General features: G+C 67.5%; 25 protein-coding genes. All 25 read left to right on the top strand.

Annotation, left to right across the window (positions count from 1 at the left end):
• Nucleotides 1-7 precede the first annotated feature (7 nt).
• Entirely contained in the window at nt 8-217 is a 210-nt protein-coding gene (locus N7L95_RS13680) for a phage head-tail joining protein (protein WP_301255802.1), read from the top strand.
• A complete protein-coding gene (locus N7L95_RS13675) occupies nt 217-1,692 on the top strand; it encodes a phage portal protein (RefSeq protein ID WP_301255801.1) in 1,476 nt (491 codons plus the stop codon). The genes N7L95_RS13680 and N7L95_RS13675 overlap by 1 nt, the downstream gene beginning before the upstream one ends.
• A 1-nt stretch (nt 1,693) precedes the next feature.
• On the top strand, nt 1,694-2,947 hold the full coding sequence (locus N7L95_RS13670) for a S49 family peptidase (RefSeq protein ID WP_301255800.1): 1,254 nt from the start codon (nt 1,694-1,696) through the stop codon (nt 2,945-2,947).
• A 3-nt stretch (nt 2,948-2,950) separates the two neighbouring features.
• Nucleotides 2,951-3,328: a head decoration protein gene (locus N7L95_RS13665; protein ID WP_301255799.1), complete on the top strand. Its 378-nt coding sequence runs from the start codon at nt 2,951-2,953 to the stop codon at nt 3,326-3,328.
• A 79-nt stretch (nt 3,329-3,407) separates the two neighbouring features.
• Nucleotides 3,408-4,409 (top strand): major capsid protein, encoded by a 1,002-nt coding sequence (locus tag N7L95_RS13660; RefSeq protein ID WP_301255798.1) that lies wholly within the window; start codon nt 3,408-3,410, stop codon nt 4,407-4,409.
• On the top strand, nt 4,409-4,690 hold the full coding sequence (locus N7L95_RS13655; protein ID WP_301255797.1) for a head-tail joining protein: 282 nt from the start codon (nt 4,409-4,411) through the stop codon (nt 4,688-4,690). Before N7L95_RS13660 ends, N7L95_RS13655 begins: the two co-directional genes overlap by 1 nt.
• 12 nt (nt 4,691-4,702) lie before the next feature.
• Nucleotides 4,703-5,128 (top strand): hypothetical protein, encoded by a 426-nt coding sequence (locus N7L95_RS13650; protein ID WP_301255796.1) that lies wholly within the window; start codon nt 4,703-4,705, stop codon nt 5,126-5,128.
• Nucleotides 5,100-5,300 carry a hypothetical protein gene (locus N7L95_RS13645; RefSeq protein ID WP_301255795.1) on the top strand — a complete coding sequence of 67 codons (201 nt, stop codon included), beginning with the start codon at nt 5,100-5,102 and terminating at the stop codon, nt 5,298-5,300. The genes N7L95_RS13650 and N7L95_RS13645 overlap by 29 nt, the downstream gene beginning before the upstream one ends.
• Nucleotides 5,301-5,302: 2 nt before the next feature.
• Nucleotides 5,303-6,055 (top strand): phage tail tube protein, encoded by a 753-nt coding sequence (locus tag N7L95_RS13640; protein WP_301255794.1) that lies wholly within the window; start codon nt 5,303-5,305, stop codon nt 6,053-6,055.
• Nucleotides 6,052-6,450, top strand: coding sequence for a DUF6631 family protein (locus tag N7L95_RS13635; protein WP_301255793.1), 399 nt, complete (start codon nt 6,052-6,054; stop codon nt 6,448-6,450). The genes N7L95_RS13640 and N7L95_RS13635 overlap by 4 nt, the downstream gene beginning before the upstream one ends.
• A gap of 50 nt (nt 6,451-6,500) precedes the next feature.
• Complete coding sequence (locus N7L95_RS13630) at nt 6,501-6,641, top strand: hypothetical protein (protein ID WP_301255792.1); 141 nt, start codon at nt 6,501-6,503, stop codon at nt 6,639-6,641.
• On the top strand, nt 6,638-7,285 hold the full coding sequence (locus N7L95_RS13625; RefSeq protein WP_301255791.1) for a DUF6441 family protein: 648 nt from the start codon (nt 6,638-6,640) through the stop codon (nt 7,283-7,285). The genes N7L95_RS13630 and N7L95_RS13625 overlap by 4 nt, the downstream gene beginning before the upstream one ends.
• A gap of 20 nt (nt 7,286-7,305) precedes the next feature.
• Nucleotides 7,306-10,854: a tape measure protein gene (locus N7L95_RS13620; protein ID WP_301255790.1), complete on the top strand. Its 3,549-nt coding sequence runs from the start codon at nt 7,306-7,308 to the stop codon at nt 10,852-10,854.
• Between the two features lie 12 nt (nt 10,855-10,866).
• Nucleotides 10,867-11,799: a hypothetical protein gene (locus N7L95_RS13615; protein ID WP_301255789.1), complete on the top strand. Its 933-nt coding sequence runs from the start codon at nt 10,867-10,869 to the stop codon at nt 11,797-11,799.
• Nucleotides 11,800-11,807: 8 nt separating this feature from the next.
• Complete coding sequence (locus tag N7L95_RS13610; protein ID WP_301255788.1) at nt 11,808-12,770, top strand: hypothetical protein; 963 nt, start codon at nt 11,808-11,810, stop codon at nt 12,768-12,770.
• A gap of 3 nt (nt 12,771-12,773) precedes the next feature.
• Entirely contained in the window at nt 12,774-14,468 is a 1,695-nt protein-coding gene (locus tag N7L95_RS13605) for a hypothetical protein (protein ID WP_301255787.1), read from the top strand.
• Nucleotides 14,465-15,274 (top strand): phage/gene transfer agent baseplate hub protein, encoded by an 810-nt coding sequence (locus N7L95_RS13600; RefSeq protein ID WP_301255786.1) that lies wholly within the window; start codon nt 14,465-14,467, stop codon nt 15,272-15,274. The genes N7L95_RS13605 and N7L95_RS13600 overlap by 4 nt, the downstream gene beginning before the upstream one ends.
• A gap of 6 nt (nt 15,275-15,280) precedes the next feature.
• On the top strand, nt 15,281-15,520 hold the full coding sequence (locus tag N7L95_RS13595; protein WP_301255785.1) for a hypothetical protein: 240 nt from the start codon (nt 15,281-15,283) through the stop codon (nt 15,518-15,520).
• A gap of 5 nt (nt 15,521-15,525) precedes the next feature.
• A complete protein-coding gene (locus N7L95_RS13590) occupies nt 15,526-15,729 on the top strand; it encodes a hypothetical protein (RefSeq protein ID WP_301255784.1) in 204 nt (67 codons plus the stop codon).
• Nucleotides 15,726-17,924 (top strand): phage tail protein, encoded by a 2,199-nt coding sequence (locus tag N7L95_RS13585; RefSeq protein WP_301255782.1) that lies wholly within the window; start codon nt 15,726-15,728, stop codon nt 17,922-17,924. Before N7L95_RS13590 ends, N7L95_RS13585 begins: the two co-directional genes overlap by 4 nt.
• Nucleotides 17,924-18,274: a DUF2793 domain-containing protein gene (locus N7L95_RS13580; RefSeq protein ID WP_301255781.1), complete on the top strand. Its 351-nt coding sequence runs from the start codon at nt 17,924-17,926 to the stop codon at nt 18,272-18,274. The genes N7L95_RS13585 and N7L95_RS13580 overlap by 1 nt, the downstream gene beginning before the upstream one ends.
• 96 nt (nt 18,275-18,370) lie before the next feature.
• Nucleotides 18,371-18,634 (top strand): DUF6127 family protein, encoded by a 264-nt coding sequence (locus tag N7L95_RS13575; protein WP_301260149.1) that lies wholly within the window; start codon nt 18,371-18,373, stop codon nt 18,632-18,634.
• Nucleotides 18,631-19,113: a hypothetical protein gene (locus tag N7L95_RS13570; RefSeq protein ID WP_301255780.1), complete on the top strand. Its 483-nt coding sequence runs from the start codon at nt 18,631-18,633 to the stop codon at nt 19,111-19,113. The genes N7L95_RS13575 and N7L95_RS13570 overlap by 4 nt, the downstream gene beginning before the upstream one ends.
• Nucleotides 19,100-19,582, top strand: coding sequence for an HNH endonuclease signature motif containing protein (locus tag N7L95_RS13565; RefSeq protein WP_363324839.1), 483 nt, complete (start codon nt 19,100-19,102; stop codon nt 19,580-19,582). The genes N7L95_RS13570 and N7L95_RS13565 overlap by 14 nt, the downstream gene beginning before the upstream one ends.
• Nucleotides 19,579-20,046, top strand: a complete 468-nt coding sequence (locus N7L95_RS13560) for a lysozyme (protein WP_301255779.1) — start codon at nt 19,579-19,581, stop codon at nt 20,044-20,046. Before N7L95_RS13565 ends, N7L95_RS13560 begins: the two co-directional genes overlap by 4 nt.
• Nucleotides 20,047-20,201 lie beyond the last annotated feature (155 nt).

Below are 20,201 nucleotides of genomic sequence, written 5' to 3'. Positions count from 1 at the left end.
CATCACCATGCCGTATACCTCCAAAGACCTCCAGCACCTGGAAGCAGCGCTTGCCAAAGGCGAGCGCCGCGTTAGCTTCGGCGACAAGACCGTCGAGTACCGTGACGTCGACGAGCTGCGGGCGGCTCTGCGAGAGGTCAAGCGGGACCTGGCGGCGCAAGGCGTGACGGCTCGCCCGCCGCGACAGATCCGCATCACGACCAGCAAGTCCACCTGATGGGCTGGTTGGCCAAACTCAGGCGTGGCCTGTTCGGGGCGACGCCCACCTACGACGGTGTCGGCGGTGGCCGCCGAGCTGTTACCTGGCAGGTCGGCAACCCGGGCGCCGTGGCGGCGCTGGCGTTCAGCCAGAACGAGCTGCGCGCCAAGAGCCGTGACCTGGTGCGCCGTAACGCCTGGGCAGCCGCCGGCACCGAGGCGTTTGTCGCCAATGCCATCGGCACCGGCATCAAGCCGCAGTCGCTGGTGCTGGATGTCGCGCAGCGCGAGATGATCCAGGCGCTGTGGCGCGACTGGTGCGAAGATGCCGACGCCGCAGGCCTCACTGACTTCTACGGCCTGCAGTCGCTGGCCTGCCGGGCGATGCTGGAGGGCGGCGAGGCGCTGGTCCGCCTGCGCTACCGTCGGCCCGAGGACCGCCTGCCGGTGGCCCTGCAGATCCAGGTGCTGGAGCCGGAACACCTGCCGGCCACGATGAACCTGGAACTGCTGTCGGGCAACGTGGTGCGGGCGGGCATTGAATTCGACCGATTGGGCCGGCGGGTGGCCTACCACCTCTACCGCTCGCATCCAAACGATGGCGCGCTGGCGCCCATGTCCGGCGTCGGTGGCATGGAGACGGTGCGCATCCCGGCCAGCGAGGTAATCCACCTGTTCCGTCTTCTGCGCCCCGGCCAAATCCGCGGTGAGCCCTGGCTCGCCCGTGCCCTGGTCAAGCTGCACGAGCTGGATCAGTATGACGACGCGGAGCTGGTGCGCAAGAAGACCGCCGCCATGTTCGCGGGCTTTATCACCCGTGGTGCCCCCGAGGACAACCTGATGGGCGAAGGCGAGCCGGACGCCCACGGCGCGGCGCTCGCCGGGCTGGAGCCTGGCACCCTGCAGTTCCTGGAGCCCGGTGAGGACATCCGATTTTCCACACCGGCGGACGTTGGCAGCTCCTATGCCGATTTCATGCGGCAGCAGTTCCGCGCCGTAGCCGCCGCGATGGGCATCACCTACGAGATGTTGACCGGCGACCTCACCCAGGTGAACTACTCCTCCATCCGTGCTGGGCTGCTGGAGTTCCGCCGTCGCTGCGAAGCGCTGCAGCACGGCGTGATCGTGCACCAGCTGTGCCGGCCGATCTGGCGGGCCTGGATGACCCAGGCGGTGCTGGAAGGGGCGCTGGAGCTGCCCGGCTACACGCGGCGCCGCCGACAGTACCAGGCGGTGAAGTGGATCCCGCAAGGCTGGCAGTGGGTGGACCCGAAGAAGGAGTTCGACGCGATGAACACCGCGATCCGCTCAGGTCTGCTCTCACGCTCCGAGGCGATCTCTGCGTCGGGCTACGACGCCGAGGACGTTGACCGGGAGATTGCGGCCGACAACGAACGCGCCGACGCGTTAGGGCTGGTTTTCGACTCCGACCCGCGGCACGACCGGCCTGCGGCGACGACACCGGCACCCGCCGTCCATGAACAGGACCTCTGACATGTCACTCCCCTACCTGGCGTCCCGGCTGTACGGGACGCCGCTGCTGATCACCCGATCCAAGCTGGACGTCATCCTGGCGGTGCTGGGGTCGCGCCTTGGCTGGTCCAGCGCCGAGGCGTACCCGGCGTTGCCGGTGCCCCGTACAGCGGCCAGCCCGCCCGCCCCCGGCATCGCCCTGATCCCGATCCACGGCACCCTGGTGCGCCGCTCGATGGGTCTGGAGGCGGCCTCCGGCTTGACCTCCTATGCCGAGATCGGCGCCCGGCTGGACGCGGCGCTGGCCGATCCGGAGGTCAAGGGCATCCTGCTGGACGTCGATTCGCCTGGCGGCGAGGCGGGTGGCGTGTTCGAGCTGGCGCAGCGCATCCGCACGGCCAGTCGGAGCAAGCCGGTCTGGGCCCACGCCAACGATGCCGCCTACTCGGCGGCCTATGCGATCGCCGCAGCGGCAAGCCGGTTGACGCTGTCGCAAACCGCGGGGGTGGGCTCCATTGGGGTCATCGCCCTGCATGTGGACCAGTCCGCCAAGGATCTGCAGGACGGACTGGCGTACCGCGCGGTCTACGCTGGCCACCACAAGAACGATTTCAGCCCGCATGCGCCCCTGACGCCCGAAGCCGCCTCTGCCTTGCAGACCGAGGTCGATCGCCTCTACGGGATCTTTGTCGGCTCCGTAGCGCAGATGCGCGGGCTGAGCGAAGACGCCGTGCAGGCGACCGAGGCGCGGTTGCTGTTCGGCCACGCTGCTGTCGACGCTGGGCTGGCCGATGCCGTGCTGAGCCTGGATGCGGTGCAGGCGGAGTTTGCCGCCCACCTCGCCGGTCCAGCCACTCTCCTTCCTTCGCTTGCCGCGGCGATGTCGCGGCCCGCTTCCGCTTCTCCTTCTTCCTCACTCACGGAGCACTCGATGCACTCCACCGACCTCATGGACCCGCCGGCTGACGCGGTGCCGCCCGCCACCGCTGCTCTGCCGTCGGCAGCCGTCTCGGTGCCTGTCGCAGCAGCGGCCTATCGCAACGAGGCGCACGCCATCGCCGAGCTGTGCCTGATCGCTGGCGCGCCGGGGCGCACCGCCGAGTTCCTTGGTGCCGGCATGACGCAGGACCAGGTCCGCCGGGTGCTGCTCGACGCCCGGGCCAGCCAGCCGGAGATCAGCTCGCGGATCACGGCCGACGCCGGCACGTCGGCATCGGCTTCGCCGGAATCGAATCCGCTGATGTCAGCCGTCAAGAAACTGATCTCCCGGAGCTGAACCGTGCCCGTGCTCCGTGAACCCAACAACCTGGGCGACCTGCTGAAGTACGAGGCGCCGAACCTGTACTCCCGCGAGAACGCCACCGTGGCCGCCGGCCAGAAACTCGCCCTCGGCGCCGTCGTCGGCCGAGAGGCGGCCACCGGCAAGATCAAGGCGCTGGCCCCTGCCGCCAAGGACGGTACGGAGGTGGCCGAGGCCGTGCTCGCCTTCGACATCGATGCGTCGCTGGGCGAGCGGGCCGATGCGGTTCTGATCGTGCGCCACGCTGTCTTCGCCCGCGCCGCGCTGGTATGGCCCGCCGGTATCACGCCGGAGCAGCGCTCCGCTGCGATCGCCCAGCTCGCCGTCCGCGGGCTGGCCGTCCGCGACAGCGCGTGAGCGCCTCGCTACCGACGTCTTCCCCTCATCCGACCCGCCCGGCGCCACGCGCCCGGCGGGTCTTCTTTTGTGCCATCGCATGCAGAACCCCTTCAACAACCCGGCGTTTTCCACCGCCGCCCTGACGGCAGCCATCAACATCCTGCCCAACCGCTACGGCCGGCTGGAGTCGCTCAACCTGATGCCGGTCAAGTCGGTGCGGCTGCGCCAGATCCTGATCGAGGAGCGCAACGGCGTGCTCAACCTGCTGCCCACACGGCCGCCCGGCGCGCCGGGTACGGTCGGCACGCGGGGCAAGCGGGGCATCCGCTCCTTTGTCGTGCCGCACATCCCCCACGACGACGTGGTGCTGCCCGAGGAAGTGCAGGGGCTGCGCGCCTTCGGCAGCGAAACCGAGCTGGAGTCCATCGCGGGCGTCATGGCCGGCCACCTGGACACCATGCGCAACAAGCACGCCATCACGCTGGAACACCTGCGCATGGGGGCCCTCAAGGGTGTCATCCTCGACGCCGACGGCTCGGTGCTCTATGACCTCTACCGCGAGTTCGACATCCAGCCCAAGACGATCAGCTTTGGGCTGGAGAACGAGAAGACGAACGTCAAGGCCAAGTGCATCGAAGTGCTGGCCCACATCGAGGAGAACCTGCGAGGGGAGTTCATGACGGGCGTGCACTGCCTGTGCTCGCCGGAGTTCTTTGCCGCGCTGACCGGTCACGCCACGGTGATCAAGGCCTACGAGCGCTGGCAGGACGGTGCGGTCCTCATCAACGATGTGCGCCAGGGTTTCCGCTACGGCTCCATCCTGTTCGAGGAATACCGCGGTCAGGCCAGCGACGAAGACGGCAACACCCGGCGCTTCATTGCAGCCGGAGAGGCCCAGGCCTTCCCGCTCGGAACGATCAGCACCTTTGCCACCTATGTTGCGCCGGCCGATTTCAATGAGACGGTCAACACGCCGGGGCAGCCGCTGTACGCAAAGCAGGCGCCGCGCAAGTTCGATCGAGGCACCGACCTGCACACGCAGAGCAACCCGTTGCCGATGTGCCACCGGCCGGCCCTGCTGGTGAAGCTGAAGGTGTGATGTCCATCGAGGACCTGTACCTCGCCGCTGCTCGCGCGGGATTGCTGACCGATGTGGAGGTCGGCGGCCGCACTGTGGCCGTGGACTTCCGCGCTCCCGACGAGACCGTGCTAGATGGCCTGTCGCTCTCGGCCGATCCTTCACTCCGCTACCCCGCGTCGTGGCTGCCTGAGTTGGCCGCCGGCCATTTGCTGCGCCTCGGCGACCGGAACTACCGGGTGCGCCTGGTCCGCGCGGTCGGCGACGGCAGCGAGCGGCAGGCGCTGCTCACCTCAGCCTGACCTCTTCATTCCATGTTGTCCGTCCGCGAGCGCCTCCTACGCGCGGTGATCACTCGCATCTGTCCGGCCGTGGCACCCGCTCCGGTACTGCGTTCCCCAGCGACGCCGGTGCTCCACGAGGCCAGCTCGGCGCTGCTGCTGTTCCCGGAAACTGATGCGGTGACCGAGCACAGCAACGGCTTAACCACCCGTGCACTCACGCTGCGCCTGGTGGCGGTGGCGCGAGGCGACAGTGCTTTTGAGCTGACCGATCGCCTGATCGTCGCCGCCCACGCAGCACTGCTCGCCGATCCGAACCTCGGTGGCCTGGCACTCGCCGTCCGTGAGCTCGATTGCGAGTGGGACAGCGACGACACCGACACGGGCACGGTTGCTCAGCCGGCCCGCTACGAGATCCGCTACCGAACCCATGCCCACGACCTCACCCGATCCGGTTGACCGTCGCCGCCTGCGCGATCTGCGGCCGGTGGCCGACCTGCGGCATCGCCGCCACCGCATCGCGAACCCGAAGGAACTCGACCGACGCCACCTGCTGGCGCTCGGCCTGATCCAGGTCGCCGAAGCCCTGGCCGCGACTCCTTCATCCGCCTACCACCTCGACAGCAACTGACCATGCCCTACTTCTCCGGCCAAGGCCGCGTCTACATCGGTGCCCGCGATACCGCGGGCCGCCCCTTGGGCCTTGCCTACGTCGGCAACGTACCCGAGCTCAAGGTGTCCCTCTCCGTCGAGACCCTGGAACACCAGGAATCCTCCAGCGGCCAGCGCCTCACTGACTTGCAGCTCATCAAGACCAAGAAGGGCGAGTTCGCCTGCACGCTGGAAGAGCTGGTGCCGGTCAACCTGGCGCTCGGTCTCTACGGCACCACCACTCAACAAGTCGCCGGCAGCGTGACGGCCGAGGCCCTGCCCAATCCGGTCACACCCGGCAGCCTCTACCTGCTGGCCAAGCAGAACGTCTCCACGGTGGTGGTCAAGGACGCGTCTTCCACTCCGAAGACGCTGCCGGCCGCGCAATACAGCGTTAACGCCAAGCACGGCTCACTGGTGGTCAACGACAAGACCGCCGGCGGCCCCTATGTCGAGCCCTTCAAGGTGGACTACGCCTACAGCGTCGCGCAGGTGACCTCGATGTTCACTCAACCGCTGCCGGAGCGCTGGGTCCGCTTCGAAGGGCTGAACACGGCCGATGGCAACGCCGAGGTCGTCATCGACCTGTACCGGGTCGCCATCAACCCGGCCAAGGAGCTGTCGATGATCACCGACGAACTGCTGAAGTTCGAGCTGTCGGGCCAGGTGCTGGCTGACACGCTCAAGCCGGCCACTGGAGAGCTGGGCCAGTTTGGTCGGCTGATCCTGCTGTGAGCGAGGACGCCACCATGGATCTGGATGTCATCTCGCCCCCGGCGGTGACCGTGAATGTCGCTGGCGAGCGCCTGGAAATCCGCCCGCTGGTGCTGGGCGAGCTGCCGGCGGTGCTTAAGGCCGTCCGGCCTTTTGCGTCGCAACTGTCCGCCGAGCCGGAATGGTTGACGCTGCTGTGCGAACACGGAGAGGCGTTGTTGCAGACGCTGAGCCTGGCGGCACGCAGGCCGCGGGAGTGGATCGACCGCCTCGCTGTCGACGAGGCGCTGGTGCTGGCCGGCGCCGTGTTCGAGGTGAACGCCGATTTTTTCGTGCGGCGGGTGGCGCCGCGCATCGGCGAGCTGGCTCAGGCGATCAGCAGCCGCTTGGCTGGGCCGACGCCATTGCGCGGCTGATCGGGGCTGGCCACCGGTATGCCGAAATCCTGGGCTACACGGTGGCCCAGGTGAACGCCTTCCTGGCGGCCGATGCCCGGCTGGAGCACGAGCGGCTCGCCGCACAGCTGACCGTCATTGCGGTTGCTGCGCAGGGCAACCGCGACACCATTCAGCAACTGCAGCGGGAGCTGCAGAAGTACAGCGCATGAACCTGCGACTCACCGCTGGCGGCCTGCTGGGATCGGGCGGTTTCGACGCATGGCAGGAGAACTTTCGGCGTTCCCTCCGAACCGACGTGGTCAAGGCCATGCGGGAGACCGGTAAGGAGATAGCCGAGACCGTCCGGTCCGAGATGCGGGCAGTCTTCAAGACTGCCAAGCCATCCTTCCTGAAGTCGATGCGCTCCAAGGTCTTCGACAGCAAGCCGGACCGCTTGCCCGCGCTTTACATCGGTTCCAAGGTCCCCTGGCTTGGCCTCCACGAGCAGGGTGGCTCCATCAAGGACCGCATGTTGATCCCGCTGCTGCCGCAACACCAGCGCTTGGGCCGCAAGGCATTTGCCCGCGTGGTGCGCGACCTGACGGACTCCGGCAACGCGTTTTTCGTCCAGAGGGATGGGCGCACGATCCTGATGGCGGAGAACCTCTCTGCCAACAGCCGGGCGCTCACCCGCTTTCGGCGCACCGAGCGGGAACGCAGCGGCGTCAAGCGGCTGAAGCGGGGACAGGAGATCCCGATTGCCGTGTTTGTGCGGCAAGTTCGCCTGCGGCGCCGGTTCGACCTGACGCGCACGGTGAGCCGCGACTTGCGCCGCTTGGTCGCGGCCATCGAGAAGGCCTCGACCTCAACCTGATTTCCTTCCAAGGAAATGTCATGGCTCAAAACCGAGCGCAGATCCTTATTACCGCCGTCGACGACACGCGGCGCGCCTTCCAAAGCATCCAGGCCAGCCTGGCTCAGTTGGGCGAACTGGCCGCGCAAGTGGGGGCTTCACTGCAACAGGTGGGTGCGGGCATCAGCCACGGGGCGGGCGTGCGCGAGCTGCAGGCAGCCGCCGAGCAGTACGCCGCGCTGCAAGGCCGGCTCCAGCTGGCAGCAGTCTCGAAGGACGTCTCACGCGCCGAGGCGCCGCGGCCGGATATCACGGGGCGCGAACAGACAGCTCTCGCCGAGACGGCAGCACTACACGCGCGGCTGACAGTGGCAGCGCGCAACGCTGCCCGACCGCAGGGCGACGTGGTGTCCGCCACGGCCGGTATCGGCCAGGCTGCTGCACAGTCGGTCCGCGCCCTGCAACCGCTGCAGGCCGGGATGGCGCGCCTGCGGGCAGAAGCCGGCCAGCTGGGCTCGGCTCTCGGGCAAATGGGCGCGGCCCTTGGGGTTGGCGCGGGCGTGCGCCAGCTGACGGGGGCGGCAGACCAGTACAAGGGGTTGCAGGCCCGCCTCAAGCTGGCGGTCACCTCCCAGGAGGAGTTCACCCATGCCGAGGGTGAACTGTTCGAGATGGCTCAGCGCAACCGGGCGCCCTGGGCGGAAACGGTGTCGCTTTACACCAAGCTGGCCCCGACCCTGCAGGCCCTGGGCCGGTCCCAGTCGGAGGCGCTGGACACCACCAACGCTGTCGGACAGGCCATGGCGTTGTCCGGCAGCTCCGCAGAAGGTGCCTCAGCCGCGCTGATGCAGCTGGGCCAGGCCCTGGGCAGCGGCACGCTGCGCGGCGACGAGTTCAATTCGGTCATGGACCAAGCCCCCCGGCTGGCGACCGCCATTGCCGCCGGCCTGGGTGTCCCGAAAGACGCGCTGCGCCAACTAGCGGAACAGGGCAAGCTGACCTCCGCCGCGGTCATCGATGCCCTGCTGAAACAGCGCAGCCGGCTGGCCGAGGAGTACGGCAGCCTGCCGGACACCGTATCCGGTGCCTTGACCCGCCTGCAGAACGCCTTTGTGCGGGCCTTTGGCAGCCGGGACAGCGCCAGTGGCTGGACCGCCGGGCTGGCGCAAGGCATCCAATTGCTGGCGCAGCACATCGATGGCTTGATGACGCTGGTGGGCGTTGGGTTGATGGCGGCGTTCGGGCGGCTGGTGAGCTCGATGGTCGCCAGCACGACGGCGGCCCGAGCTGAGGCGGCCGCGCGCCTCGGCCAGCTGCGGGGGCTCGAAGCCGAAGCGGTCGCCCGCATGCGGGTCACTGCGGCGGCCCTCGCTCAGGCGCGGGCCCAAGGCACGACATCGGTCGCACTCGCCACGGACGCGGTGCAGGCTCGCAAACAAGCTGGCGCGGCCAGCGCCGCTGTGGCGCAGGCGGTGGCCTCGACCGGTCTGCTCGGCCGGGCTGCGGCGGCGCTGCGGGGCGCCTTCGCGCTCCTGGGCGGTCCCATTGGTATGGTGGTGACGGCGGTCGGCCTGCTGGGCTCTACCTTGTACACCGCCCGGGACGCAGTGGTCGAGTTCGGCGGCAAGACCGCCTCGATCCGGCAGATCGTCGCCGCCGCCTGGTCGCTGGTGACCGAGAAGGTGCAGGCGGCCTGGGGCGCCTTGGTGGAGTTGGTCCGCATCAACGACCGCACCTGGGCGCGTCTGCGCGACACCGTCAACGGTGGCCTCACCCGCCTCGGCATCGGACTGCGGGCGCTGGTGAACACGGGAATCGGCGCCTTCACGGCGATCGGCTCGGTGGCGGCCAGGACAGCGGAATTCCTGGTCGAGCGTTTCAGAACCGCGTTCTCGGACATCGGAGCACTGACCCGCGCCTTGAAGCAGGACATCGCGGCGGCCTTCGAGGGCGATTTCTCGATGAGCGCGATGAAGGGTGAAATCGACCGCAACCTGCAGCAGATGCAGAGCATCGGCGACGAACTTGCCGGCAAGGTGCGGGAGGCGTTCGACCGCGACTACGTCGGCGAGGCGGCCCAGGCCATTGCGGCCCGCATCAAACCGGATCCGAAGAAGCAGGACATCTATGCCGATCCGCCGAAGCCCGGCCCACCCCCGCCGCGGGGCGCAGCCGCCCGGCAAGCGTTGCTGAAGGCGCAGGCGGACGCCGCGTTCCAATTGCTCAAGGACAGCCTCGAGCGGGAACAGCGGGCGCTGGACCGGGCACTGGAGGACCGCACGATTTCGATCCGCGGCTATCACGAGCGTAAGGCGCGGCTGGAGCAGCAGGAGATTGACGCGGAGATCAACCGCACCAGGCAATCCATCGCTGAACAGCAGCGCGCCGTCAAGGCAGCGGAGAAGCCGGACGATCGCGCCAAGGCGCAGGCCGAGCTGGCCAAGACCAACGCCGACCTGACGGTGCTCCTGCGCAAGCGTGGCGACGTCGCTGTGACCGCAGCCCGCGCCGCGGCCACAGCAGAACGCGAGCTGAGGGAGGAGCTCACCAAGCTGCGAGAAGAACTGCTGGACCTGACGCAGGCCAGCACGGCGCAGGACCGGCGTGCGGCCATCGAGGAGCAGTACCGCAAGCTGATGGAGCGGCTACGTGCCGAAGGCGACGGCGCCGGTATAGCGACCCTGGGCCGCCTCGTCGACGTCAAAGCTGCTTCAGCCGACCTCGCCACCTACGAACGGGAGTTCGACACCACCCTGGCCCGCATGCGCGCCGCTGAGCAGTCCATCGACCTACAGCGCCAGGCCGGCCTGCTGACCGAATCGCAGGCGAAGCGGCAGATCCTGGCGCTGCACCGGGTGACCGGCACCGCGCTCGATGCCCTCCTGCCCAAACTCGAAACCACCGCCACAGCGATCGGCCCGGACGCGGTGGCCCGGGTGCAGGCGTGGAAAAACGAGATCGCTCAGGTGAAGCTCGCGGTCGACGAGGTGGCGGTGGCCATCGACGGCAGCATCCGGGACGGCTTCGGGCAGCTGTTCGAGGACATCGGCCGTGGCGCGAAAACCGCCAAGGAGGCCTTCGGGGACTTCGCTCGCTCGGTGCTGGCGACCATCCAGCGGATTGCGTCGCAGAAGCTGGCAGAGTCGCTCTTCGCCAGTTTGCCGAAAGGAAGCGGCGGGAGGTCGGGCTTTGCTGGGTTTATTTCCTCCCTGGTCAAGGGCTACGCCTCGGGGGGCTATGTGTCGGGCCCGGGCACTTCCACCAGCGATTCAATCCCCGCCCGCCTGTCTGCCGGGGAGTTTGTCGTCAACGCGGCAGCGGTGCGCCGGGTGGGAGTGGCCTTCCTGCAGTCGATCAATGGCGTGGCGCAGGGACCGGCCTTCAAGGGGCCGGCACTTGCCTTTGCGGCCGGCGGCCTGGTTCCCGACGTCCAGCCTCGTCAGCCAGCTCCCGCCGCCCAGGGCGTGCGCATCGTCAACGTGATCGACCCCGCAATGGCGGCCGACTACCTCAACTCGTCGGCGGGCGAGCGAACCATCCTCAACGTCCTGCAGCGCAACGCCGGTGCGGTGCGGCAGGTCCTGACCTGAATGAACACCCCCATGGCTTTCGAGATCGGTGTCGCGGTGAACTACCGCGACCTGCTGGAGCGCTTGCGCACTTTCCTTACAAAGCACCCGGCGCTTATCGCCGCGAACCAGCAATGGACGCAACTGCGCTGGGTGTCGGACGCCACCACTCAGGAACTGCTCCTGCGCGCGCCGGGCCTCGCCGGCGCCGATGACATCTACTGCGGCGTGCGGTCCTATGAGAACCCCACCTCCGGCTACTACATGTGGGACCTCAATGGGAGCATCGGCTTCAGCTCGGCGGACACCTTCTACGCTCAGCCCAGCTGCCTGACGGGCTGGCTGCCGATGATGAGCCTGTGGAACGAGGCGACTCCCTACTGGTTTGTTGCCAACGGCCGCCGGGTGGTGGTCGTGGCCAAGGTCTCCACGCTCTACCAGGCGGCCTACCTGGGCTTCATCCTGCCCTACGCCACGCCGGGCCAGTACCCCTATCCCTTGCTGATTGGTGGTTCCATGACCGGCCAGCGGGGGCGACGCTACAGCATCACCGGGCCGAACCACCGGCATTTTGTGGATCCGGGCGAGGACGTGCAAAACGCCAGCTCGACCGCCACGATGCTGCGGGGGCCGGCCGGCGCCTGGCTGCCGTTTCAGAACACCTACAGCCCGACAACGGAATCCCGATACGACAGCGCCCGCCAGGTCTGGCCGGGCAGCTACGCCTACCTCAGCGTGTTTCGGGAAGCGCTGGACGGCACCTACGTGCTGATGCCCATCGTGCTGTCGCAGGGCAACTCGGCCGGCGACCACGACCTGTTCGGTGAGCTGGACGGCGTCTACCAGGTCTCCGGCTTCAACAACGCCGCCGGAAACCTGATCCAGGTGAACGGCGTGGACCACTTGGTGGTGCAGAACGTCTTTCGCACCTCGGTGCGGGACTACTGGGCCTTGCGCCTGGCCTGAGGAGCGCAATGGCCTACCAAACTGGAACCGCAGCGGGTCCGACCCCGCTGCTGGACGCACTGCGGCTGTTTGCCGTCGCCAGCGGCTGGCAGGAACTGCGCTGGGGGCCGTCCGGCCCCGGCCAGCAGCTGTCGCTGCGCAAGGGCGAGCTGATTTTTCACCTGCGCAGCGCGCTGGATGAGGCGCTGCGCTCCGGCTACCAGCGGGTGACCGGCATCTTTCTGGTCGGCTCCGACCAGTTCGATCCCGCGCAGCCTTGGAACAACCAGCCGGGCATGCCACGCGACCCGTCGAAGCGCATCGAGGCGGTGGGCCTGTACGAGGTCGAAGGTCCCTGCACCTATCACCTGTTCTCGTCCGAGTCGCCGGTGCAACTGACGATGGTGGCCGAGGTCGCGCCGGGGGTGTACCACCACCTCGCCTTTGGGCAACTCGTGAAATACGGCGACTACCCGGGCGGCGCATTTGTGTCGGGCGCCTTCGGCTCGTCGGACGCGCTCACCGCCAGCGCGAGTGACTACATCTTCGGGGACACGCAGGACCTGCATTTCGGCCTGCCGTTCAACGACTATAAATATGCAGGTGGGAACTACGTGCGGGCGGCGGCCGACGGCTTCGATGGCTGGTGGTCGGTCTGCCAGGCGTCGCCGATCACCGGCAAGCGCGCCATCTCGGTCTGGGAGGAAGGGCCGCGCAGCCCGCGCGAGTCCCTGGCCAACTACTGGTGGAGCCGCACCCCGAACACGCTGAACGGCATCGCGCCCCTGTTGCCGCTTTATGTTTACCTGGAGCGGCCGGATGGGTTCTTCTCGCCTTTTGGCTACCCAGCCCACTTGCGCTACCTGAACATCACGCACCATGCACCGGCGGAGGTGTTTGCGATTGGTCCCGAACAGTGGATGGCGTTCCCGGCGCATTCGAAGAACAACAAGTCCGGTGTGCACGGCTACGCCGTGCGGCTGGAGCGCTGAGCGATGGCCGCCTTCGCAGGGATCGTGGCTCCGGGCTCGGCCGTCGGAGAGCCGGTCCACTATGAGCGCGCCAGGGGCATTTCCGGCTACCGGCCGGTGCGTTACCCCTTTGCCGCCGCCGACAGCGTTTCGCCCTTGGCGGGTACCAGGGGTGATGCTCGGCCAATCAGTGAGCCGCAACGGCGGCTGGCCGGCGCCCGGGTGCCGTCCTTCGCGGACGACTGGTACCACCGCATCCACCTGCTGCCGCCGCGGATCGACCTTGGCAATGTGATCAGCCCCATCGAGCGCCGGCTGGAGGTGTGGAATGCGCATCTCCAGGAGCAGACGGTGCTGGCCATCGAGGCCACTGGCGCAGATGGCCTGGCGCTGTCAGGGCCGCCCGCGCCACCGCTGGCCTTCGGCGGCCTCCAGTCGCGGACGTACAGCTTCTCGGCCAGCCACCGCGGGGCGCCGGTGATCAACGCCCAGTTCGCCTTCCGGTTCGCCGGCGGTGGCGAGATGCGGTTGACCGTCACCGGCCGGCGAGTGGTGGTGTTTGGCATCCGGCCCGACTGGTCGGATGGCCTGACGGAGCGCTTGGAATGGCTGAGCGATGTGCTGGAGGCACACGACGGCTCCGAACAGCGCATCCGGCTGCGGCAACTCCCGCGGCGCAGCTTCGAGTACAGCTGGCTCCTGGATGGGCAGGACGTTCGCCTGCTGGAGCACCTGCTGTTTGCGTGGGGCACCCGCATCTACTGCCTGCCGGTCTGGACGGACGGCAGTCAACTCTTGCAGGACGTGGCGGCCGGCGGCCGCGCGCTTGTGGTGCCCAACGCCCCGCACGTCGACTACCACCCGGGTGGCATGGCGGTGCTTTGGCGCTCCGCCGTTGAGAACGAGGCCGTGGAGATCGCATCGATCGACGGCGGCGGGGTTCTGACGCTCACCCTGGCGCTGGGCCGGTCCTGGCCGGCCGGCACCCGCGTGCTGCCGGCGCGGCTCGCCCGCTTGGAAGGCACGACCACCGTCCGGCGGGTGACGGACACGATTGCCAGCGGGCGCAGTCGGTTCACGGTGGAGGACCTGATCGCATCCGCCGCTGCAGACGCGCGGCCCACCTATCGCGGCTACGCGGTGTTCGACTACCGGCCCGACTGGAGCGAAGAGATCGACGTCAGCTGGCAGCGCAAGCTGGCCGTGATCGATCAGGGCACCGGACCCCGGGGCTTTGACGACGAATCGGGCGCGCCGCAGGTCGGTCGGCGTCTCACGTGGCTGCTGCCGAATCGGCCACACATCACTGCGTTCCGCCAGTGGCTGGCCGCCCGGGCGGGCCGCGTGCACCCATGCTGGCTGCCAACGTTCACCTCGGATTTGCAGGTCAGCCGAGTGGTCGTCAGCGGCGGCTCGGGCCTGGTGGTGCGCAACACCGGCTACAGCCGTTTTGTAGCGGCCCATCCACAACGCCGCGACCTGGTACTGCGCACAACAGCTGGCACCTTGTTCCGGCGCGTCACGGGCGCACAAGAGTTGTCGGTTGAAGAGGAGCTTCTCTCCCTGGAAGAGCCGCTGGACGTGACCGTAACCGTCGATCAGGTGCTGCAGGTCTCCTGGCTAGAACTGGTTCGGCTCGATCAGGACGCGGTCGAGCTGTTCTGGGAGACGGATAGCGTCGTGCGCGTTCAGATTTCAACCCGAACCTTGCCGTCATGAACTACCTCGAGCAGGACCAATCAGCCCACGACGGACAGCCGCAGGAGCTGTACCGATTCGCACAGGAGCACCGACGCTGGTGCTACACCTCAGGCCAAGAGTCCGTCACCTACCAGTCGGAGACCTACGAGCCGGCGCCGATCTCGCGCAGCAATATCGAGCACAGCAACGAGCTGTCGCGCAATGCGCTGGAGATCCGGGTGCCGCGGGACCTGCCGCTCGCCGCACTGTTTTTGGCCGCGCCGCCGGAGGGCGTGGTCAGCCTCACGCTGTATCGGCGGCATCTCGGACGAGGCGGCAACGCCAGCGAGTTCGTCACCTACTGGAAGGGGCGTCTGACGGTGGCCCGCCTGGCCGGCGCGGAGGCCACGCTCAAGTGCGAGCCGATTGCCTCATCGCTCAAGCGGCTGGGCCTACGGGCTCGGTACCAGATCGCCTGCCGCCACGTCTTGTATTCGCCTGCTTGTGGAGTAGCCAAGGAGCGGTTCAGGGTGGAGGGCCAGGTCGACCGGATTGCAGGCACCTCAGTCTGGGTCGCTGCGGCGGCGGAGCGGGAGAACGGTTATTTCGTCGGCGGCTACCTGCAGTGTGCTGTTGGCGTCCGCATGGTGACCGGCCACAGCGGTGGCGAGCTGACCCTCACCGCGCCAATGGTGGGCCTGGTCCCCGGTGAGCGGGTGCAGCTCTACGCTGGCTGCGACCACTGGACCGCCCACTGCCGCGACCGCTTCCAGAACCTGGACAACTTCGGCGGCTTTCCGTTCATCCCCTGGAAAAACCCGTTCTCGGGCGACGCCATCGTCTGATTCTCCATGTGGCCTCAAATCATTGTCTGGATCGCAACGACGGTCCTGTCGGCGCTGCTCGCGCCCAAACCCAAATCGCAGGAAGCGCAGCCGGGCCAGATCGGCGACAAGGACCTGCCCATCGCATCGCAGGACGCGTCCATCCCGGTGCTGTTCGGCACCCGGGTGATCTCCGGCCCGAACGTCGTCTGGTACGGCGACGTGCAGGTCAAGCCCATCAAGAAGAAGGGAGGCGGCAAGAAGTGACGGAGGTGATTGCCAAGCTGGAGCACGCCCGGCAGCTGGGCTACTGCGCCCGCGGCATGCGGCGCTGGTTTGACGGCCGAGAGCGGTCCTGGGCCGAGTTTGTCGAGCACGGCGTGCCGGCGCGCTGGCTGCGCGAGAGCGGGGACGCCCTGGCGAAGCGGGTCGCTGAGCAGGCAGAGCAGGTGGCAGCAGAGGAGCGTCATCGATGAGTGGCGGCGGCAGCAAGAAGAAGGTCACCGTCGGCTACTGGTACGGGCTTGGCGCACAGCTCGCGCTGTGCCATGGGCCGGTGGACGCCATCACCGAGATCCGGGTTGGCGAACGAGTCGCTTGGTCGGGAGAAGCAACGGGCAACACCACGTTGGGGATCCACCAGCCCGGCCTGTTCGGCGGCGAAGAGCGAGAAGGCGGCGTCGATGGCGCGGTCGAAGTGCTGATGGGTGGCCCCGACCAGGGACGCAATGCCTACCTTCAGGAGCAGCTGGGACCGGACATTCCGGCGTTTCGCGGCATCGTCTGCCTGGTGCTGCGCCGCCTGTGGGTCGCAGCGATGAACCCGTACATCAAGCCGTGGTCGGTCCGCGCACGGCGCATGCCGCGCGGGTGGTACACCTCACGTGCGGCGATCGGTGCCGACGCCAACCCGGCGCACATCGTCCGAGAGTGCCTGACCAACGCCGATTGGGGCATGGGATATCCGGCGGTGGACATGGACGATGCCAGCTTCCGTGCCGCTGCCGACACACTGTACGCCGAAGGGTTCGGGCTCTCACTGCTGTGGAGCCAGGAAGAGACCATCGAGAGCTTTGTGCTTTCCGTGCTAAAGCACATCGACGGTGTGCTCTTCGTGCACCCGCGCACCGGCCTGTTTGTGCTCCAGCTCGCTCGAGCGGGCTATCAGCTGGACCGGCTGCCGGTGTTCGATCCCTCGAACGTCCTGCGCATCGAGGAGTTCACCCGACCCTCCTGGGGCGAGACGGTCAACCAGGTGACCGTGGTGTACCGCGATGCGGCCAGTGACAAGGATGCCTTGGTCACGGTGCAAGACGTGGCGGCGGTGCAGCTCAATGGCGGTGTGGCGGCCACGTCGATCCAGTACCCGGGTATCAGCCATGCAGCGCTGGCCAACCGCGTGGCGATGCGGGAGCTGAAGCAGCTATCCGCCAGCTTGGCGAAGTGCACCTTCATCGGCAACCGGCAGGCAGCGGGGCTGCAGATCGGGGACGTCATCAAGCTCGCGTGGCCGCCCTACGGCATCGAGCAGCTGCCGATGCGAGTCGTGCGCATTGCCTACGGCGAGCTGACGAACGGTGCTGTGCGCGTCGACTGCGTGCAGGATGTCTTCGGGCTGCCGCAGTCGGTCTACTCGGCGCCGCCGTCCTCCGGCTGGAGGGAGCCGACCAGTGAGCCGCAACCCTGCCCGCAGCAGTTGCTGTTCGAGGTGCCGTACTGGTGGGTCGTGCAGGACCTGACCGGGGAGTCGGACAGCCGGCTCGACGAGATCGACGAGCTGGACGGGCTCGTGGCTACCTGCGGCACGCGGCCGAGCAGCGATGCATTTGGCTTCAAGGTGATGGCGCGGTTGTCGGGTGGATTCGAGGAGAAAGGGCAGGCGAGTTTCACCCCCTCGGCGGTGCTGATGGAAGCGTTGCCGCAGTCCGCAGCACCGGTCCGGGTGCCACTGTCCTCCGTAAGCGAACTCGCCGAGGTCGCGTTCGGCGGCCTGGCGCTGGTTAATGGCGAGTGGCTCAAGGTCACCGAGGTGGACGCTGCAGCACCCGCCGTGGTACTGGAACGTGGCTTGTTGGACACCGTTCCAAGCCACCACTCAGCCGGCAGCCGTCTCTGGTTTGTGGAAGAAGGGCGGCACTACCTGCAGCCGGAGTACGTAGCCGGCGAGACAATGCGAGCGAAGCTCCTCACGCGGACGCCTCGCGGCACGCTGCCGGGCAATGCGGCGACCGAAATCAGCCTGCAGCTGAGCAAGCGGTTCATCCGGCCATACTGCCCGGGCCGCCTGGAAGTGAACGGTCGCGCGTACCCGGTGGCCGTGGCCGGCCCGATCTCGGTGAGCTGGGCGACCCGCAACCGGCGTAGTCAGACAGCCTACTTGGTGCTGCAGGCCGAGGGCAGCGTGACGCCGGAGGCGGGCCAGACCACCACCGTGCGTTTTTATGGCGAGACCGGACGGCTGTGCCGAACCATCACCGGCGTCACTGGCGACAGCGCCACTTGGTCGCTGGCGCAGGAGCTGGCGGATTCCGGCCTGGGGCGGATCAACGGGCGGCTGCGCGTTGAAGTTGAAGCAGCGCGCGACGGCCACACCTCCTGGCAGCACCACAACATCGAGTTCGAGCGGGCGGGCTACGGCCTGCACTACGGCAAGTTTTATGGAGGCGCGTAATGGCGATGACCGATCCGAACCTGGGCCTGAGCTATGGCTGGACCCAAGGGGAACACAACTGGAATGGCGGCATGGACGCCAATCTGAAGCGACTGGGCGCAGTCGTCAGCCTGGCGGTCAAGGACCGCGATCTCGCTACGCCCCCGGCCGCTCCCGTGGAAGGTGAGCGCTACCTGATCCCGGCAGCTGCCACCGGCGCCTGGGCAGGAAAAGCCGGACAGATCGCGGTGCGCATCGGTGCGAGCTGGGAGTACCACGTACCGAGGCCTGGGTGGCTGTGCTTCATCGAAGATGAAAGCGTCCTCGTCGTCTTCAAACCCACTGGCTGGAGTTCCGGCCTGCCGATCTGACCGCAGCCCTTTCCCCCTGAACCCGCCCTCGAGGCGGGTTTTTTGTTTCTGGAGATCCATGTGAACGATCAAACCAAACCCTCCCTCGTGAACAACATGCTGGTGCTCAACAAGGAGGACTTCGACGACCTGCTGGACCGCGCCGCCGAGCGCGGTGCCGAGCGAGTGCTGGCTCACCTGGGCCTGGAGAACGGCCACGCCGCCCGCGACATCCGCGAGCTGCGGGATTTGCTCGACGCCTGGCGGGATGCGCGCCGCACCGCCTGGCGCACGGCCGTGAAGGTGTTCACCACCGGCCTGCTGGTTGCGCTGCTGATCGGGACGTCCGTCAAGTTCAACCCCTGGGGAGGCAGCCAATGATCGAGACGCTGCTGGGCGGCCTGCTCGGTGGCGCTCTCCGGTTGGCACCCGAGCTGCTGAAGTGGCTCGACCGGGCCGGCGAGCGCCGGCACGAGCTCGCCATGCAGGACAAGGCACTTGCATTCGAACAGCTGCGCGGTGCACAGCGCATGGCCGAGATCGGCGCAGCGGCCGACGCCGCCTGGGGGGGCGGCGTAATGCAGGCCTTGAAGGAAGCGGTGGCCGCGCAGGGCCAGCGGTCCGGCGTCAAATGGGCCGACGCGCTGTCTACCAGCGTCCGCCCGGTCATCACCTACACGTTCATGGGCCTGTATTGCACCGTCAAGGCCGCCGTGCTCGTGGCTGCATTGAACGCCGGCACAAGTTGGCAGCTGAGCATCCCGCAGATCTGGACCGAGGGGGACCAGGCACTGTGGGCCGGCGTGCTGAATTTCTGGTTCATTTCGAGGGCCTGGGAGCGTCGAAATGGCCGGGCGTAAGGGGCGGCAGCCCCGACCTCTCGCCGAGCGTTTCTGGGAAAAGGTGCAGCGGCATGGAGACGACGAGTGCTGGCTCTGGATCGGCTCGATCGACACGCGAGGCTACGGCAGTATCGGAGCGGACGGTGGCAAGCCGCTTATGCGCGCACACCGAGTGGCGTATCAACTGGAGGTCGGCCCAATCCCAAAGGGGCTGGTCGTCTGCCATTGCTGCGACAACCGGGCCTGCGTCAATCCGCGTCACCTCTTCGTCGCAACCCAACGCGAGAACGTACTGGACATGGTGCGTAAAGGGCGCCGCCGTTGGCCCGCGGGTGAGTGTCACCCGCGTGCGCGTCTCACCTCCGAACAGGTCTTAGCGATCAGGCGGGACACTCGATCTTCCAGCCAGATTCGTGCTGAGTACAAGATCTCGAAGTCAACGCTGAGCGATCTTCGACATCGAAAATCGTGGAGGCATCTGCCGTGATCCAGGTGCCGCCGCAGGCGGTGGAGCTGGCTAAGCGCTTCGAGGGATTCCACAGCGTTCCGAAGCACGACCCTATGAGCCGGGCCCACCCCTACATCTGCCCCGCTGGATACCACACGATCGGTTTCGGGCGTCTGTGCCGGCCTGACCATCCGCCGATCACCGAGGCGGAGGGCGAGGCCTATCTGATGCAGGACCTGGCGAAGGCTTTGGAGGCGACGCTGCGCTACTGTCCGGTGCTGGCCGTTGAGCCGCAGGGCCGGCTGGCGGCCATCGTTGACTTCACCTTCAACCTTGGCGCCGGACGGCTGCAGACGTCGACGCTGCGCCGCAGGTTGAACCAGGGAAACTGGCTAGCCGCCGCCGGCGAACTGCGTCGCTGGGTGTACGGTGGGGGACGGGTTCTGCCCGGCCTGGTTGCACGTAGAGCTGCCGAAGCGCGCTTGCTGCAACAGGGCACATGAGGAGCACTGACACAGGTGTCTGGCTCCGCTCGCCCCAGCTACCGCAAGTGAGGCCGGAACGAGTGAATCCAGTGCAGAGCATCAGCTCACAGGCTGTCTCCCACGGCTAGCGAACGGATTCGATGGCGCGGAAATTGCTGCGAATCAGTTTGCGG

It is taken from the genome of Eleftheria terrae (genome assembly GCF_030419005.1).
Lineage (GTDB): Bacteria > Pseudomonadota > Gammaproteobacteria > Burkholderiales > Burkholderiaceae_C > Caldimonas > Caldimonas terrae.
The sequence above is the reverse complement of the archived record's forward strand: the minus strand, read 5'-3'. Positions and strand labels throughout refer to the sequence as shown.

Coding starts and splice junctions, on each gene's coding strand:
- N7L95_RS13680 (WP_301255802.1), top strand. CDS start 8: ATGCCGTATACCTCCAAAGACCTCCAGCACCTGGAAGCAGCGCTTGCC.
- N7L95_RS13675 (WP_301255801.1), top strand. CDS start 217: ATGGGCTGGTTGGCCAAACTCAGGCGTGGCCTGTTCGGGGCGACGCCC.
- N7L95_RS13670 (WP_301255800.1), top strand. CDS start 1,694: ATGTCACTCCCCTACCTGGCGTCCCGGCTGTACGGGACGCCGCTGCTG.
- N7L95_RS13660 (WP_301255798.1), top strand. CDS start 3,408: ATGCAGAACCCCTTCAACAACCCGGCGTTTTCCACCGCCGCCCTGACG.
- N7L95_RS13655 (WP_301255797.1), top strand. CDS start 4,409: ATGTCCATCGAGGACCTGTACCTCGCCGCTGCTCGCGCGGGATTGCTG.
- N7L95_RS13650 (WP_301255796.1), top strand. CDS start 4,703: ATGTTGTCCGTCCGCGAGCGCCTCCTACGCGCGGTGATCACTCGCATC.
- N7L95_RS13645 (WP_301255795.1), top strand. CDS start 5,100: ATGCCCACGACCTCACCCGATCCGGTTGACCGTCGCCGCCTGCGCGAT.
- N7L95_RS13640 (WP_301255794.1), top strand. CDS start 5,303: ATGCCCTACTTCTCCGGCCAAGGCCGCGTCTACATCGGTGCCCGCGAT.
- N7L95_RS13625 (WP_301255791.1), top strand. CDS start 6,638: ATGAACCTGCGACTCACCGCTGGCGGCCTGCTGGGATCGGGCGGTTTC.
- N7L95_RS13620 (WP_301255790.1), top strand. CDS start 7,306: ATGGCTCAAAACCGAGCGCAGATCCTTATTACCGCCGTCGACGACACG.
- N7L95_RS13615 (WP_301255789.1), top strand. CDS start 10,867: ATGGCTTTCGAGATCGGTGTCGCGGTGAACTACCGCGACCTGCTGGAG.
- N7L95_RS13610 (WP_301255788.1), top strand. CDS start 11,808: ATGGCCTACCAAACTGGAACCGCAGCGGGTCCGACCCCGCTGCTGGAC.
- N7L95_RS13605 (WP_301255787.1), top strand. CDS start 12,774: ATGGCCGCCTTCGCAGGGATCGTGGCTCCGGGCTCGGCCGTCGGAGAG.
- N7L95_RS13600 (WP_301255786.1), top strand. CDS start 14,465: ATGAACTACCTCGAGCAGGACCAATCAGCCCACGACGGACAGCCGCAG.
- N7L95_RS13595 (WP_301255785.1), top strand. CDS start 15,281: ATGTGGCCTCAAATCATTGTCTGGATCGCAACGACGGTCCTGTCGGCG.
- N7L95_RS13585 (WP_301255782.1), top strand. CDS start 15,726: ATGAGTGGCGGCGGCAGCAAGAAGAAGGTCACCGTCGGCTACTGGTAC.
- N7L95_RS13580 (WP_301255781.1), top strand. CDS start 17,924: ATGGCGATGACCGATCCGAACCTGGGCCTGAGCTATGGCTGGACCCAA.
- N7L95_RS13575 (WP_301260149.1), top strand. CDS start 18,371: ATGCTGGTGCTCAACAAGGAGGACTTCGACGACCTGCTGGACCGCGCC.
- N7L95_RS13570 (WP_301255780.1), top strand. CDS start 18,631: ATGATCGAGACGCTGCTGGGCGGCCTGCTCGGTGGCGCTCTCCGGTTG.
- N7L95_RS13565 (WP_363324839.1), top strand. CDS start 19,100: ATGGCCGGGCGTAAGGGGCGGCAGCCCCGACCTCTCGCCGAGCGTTTC.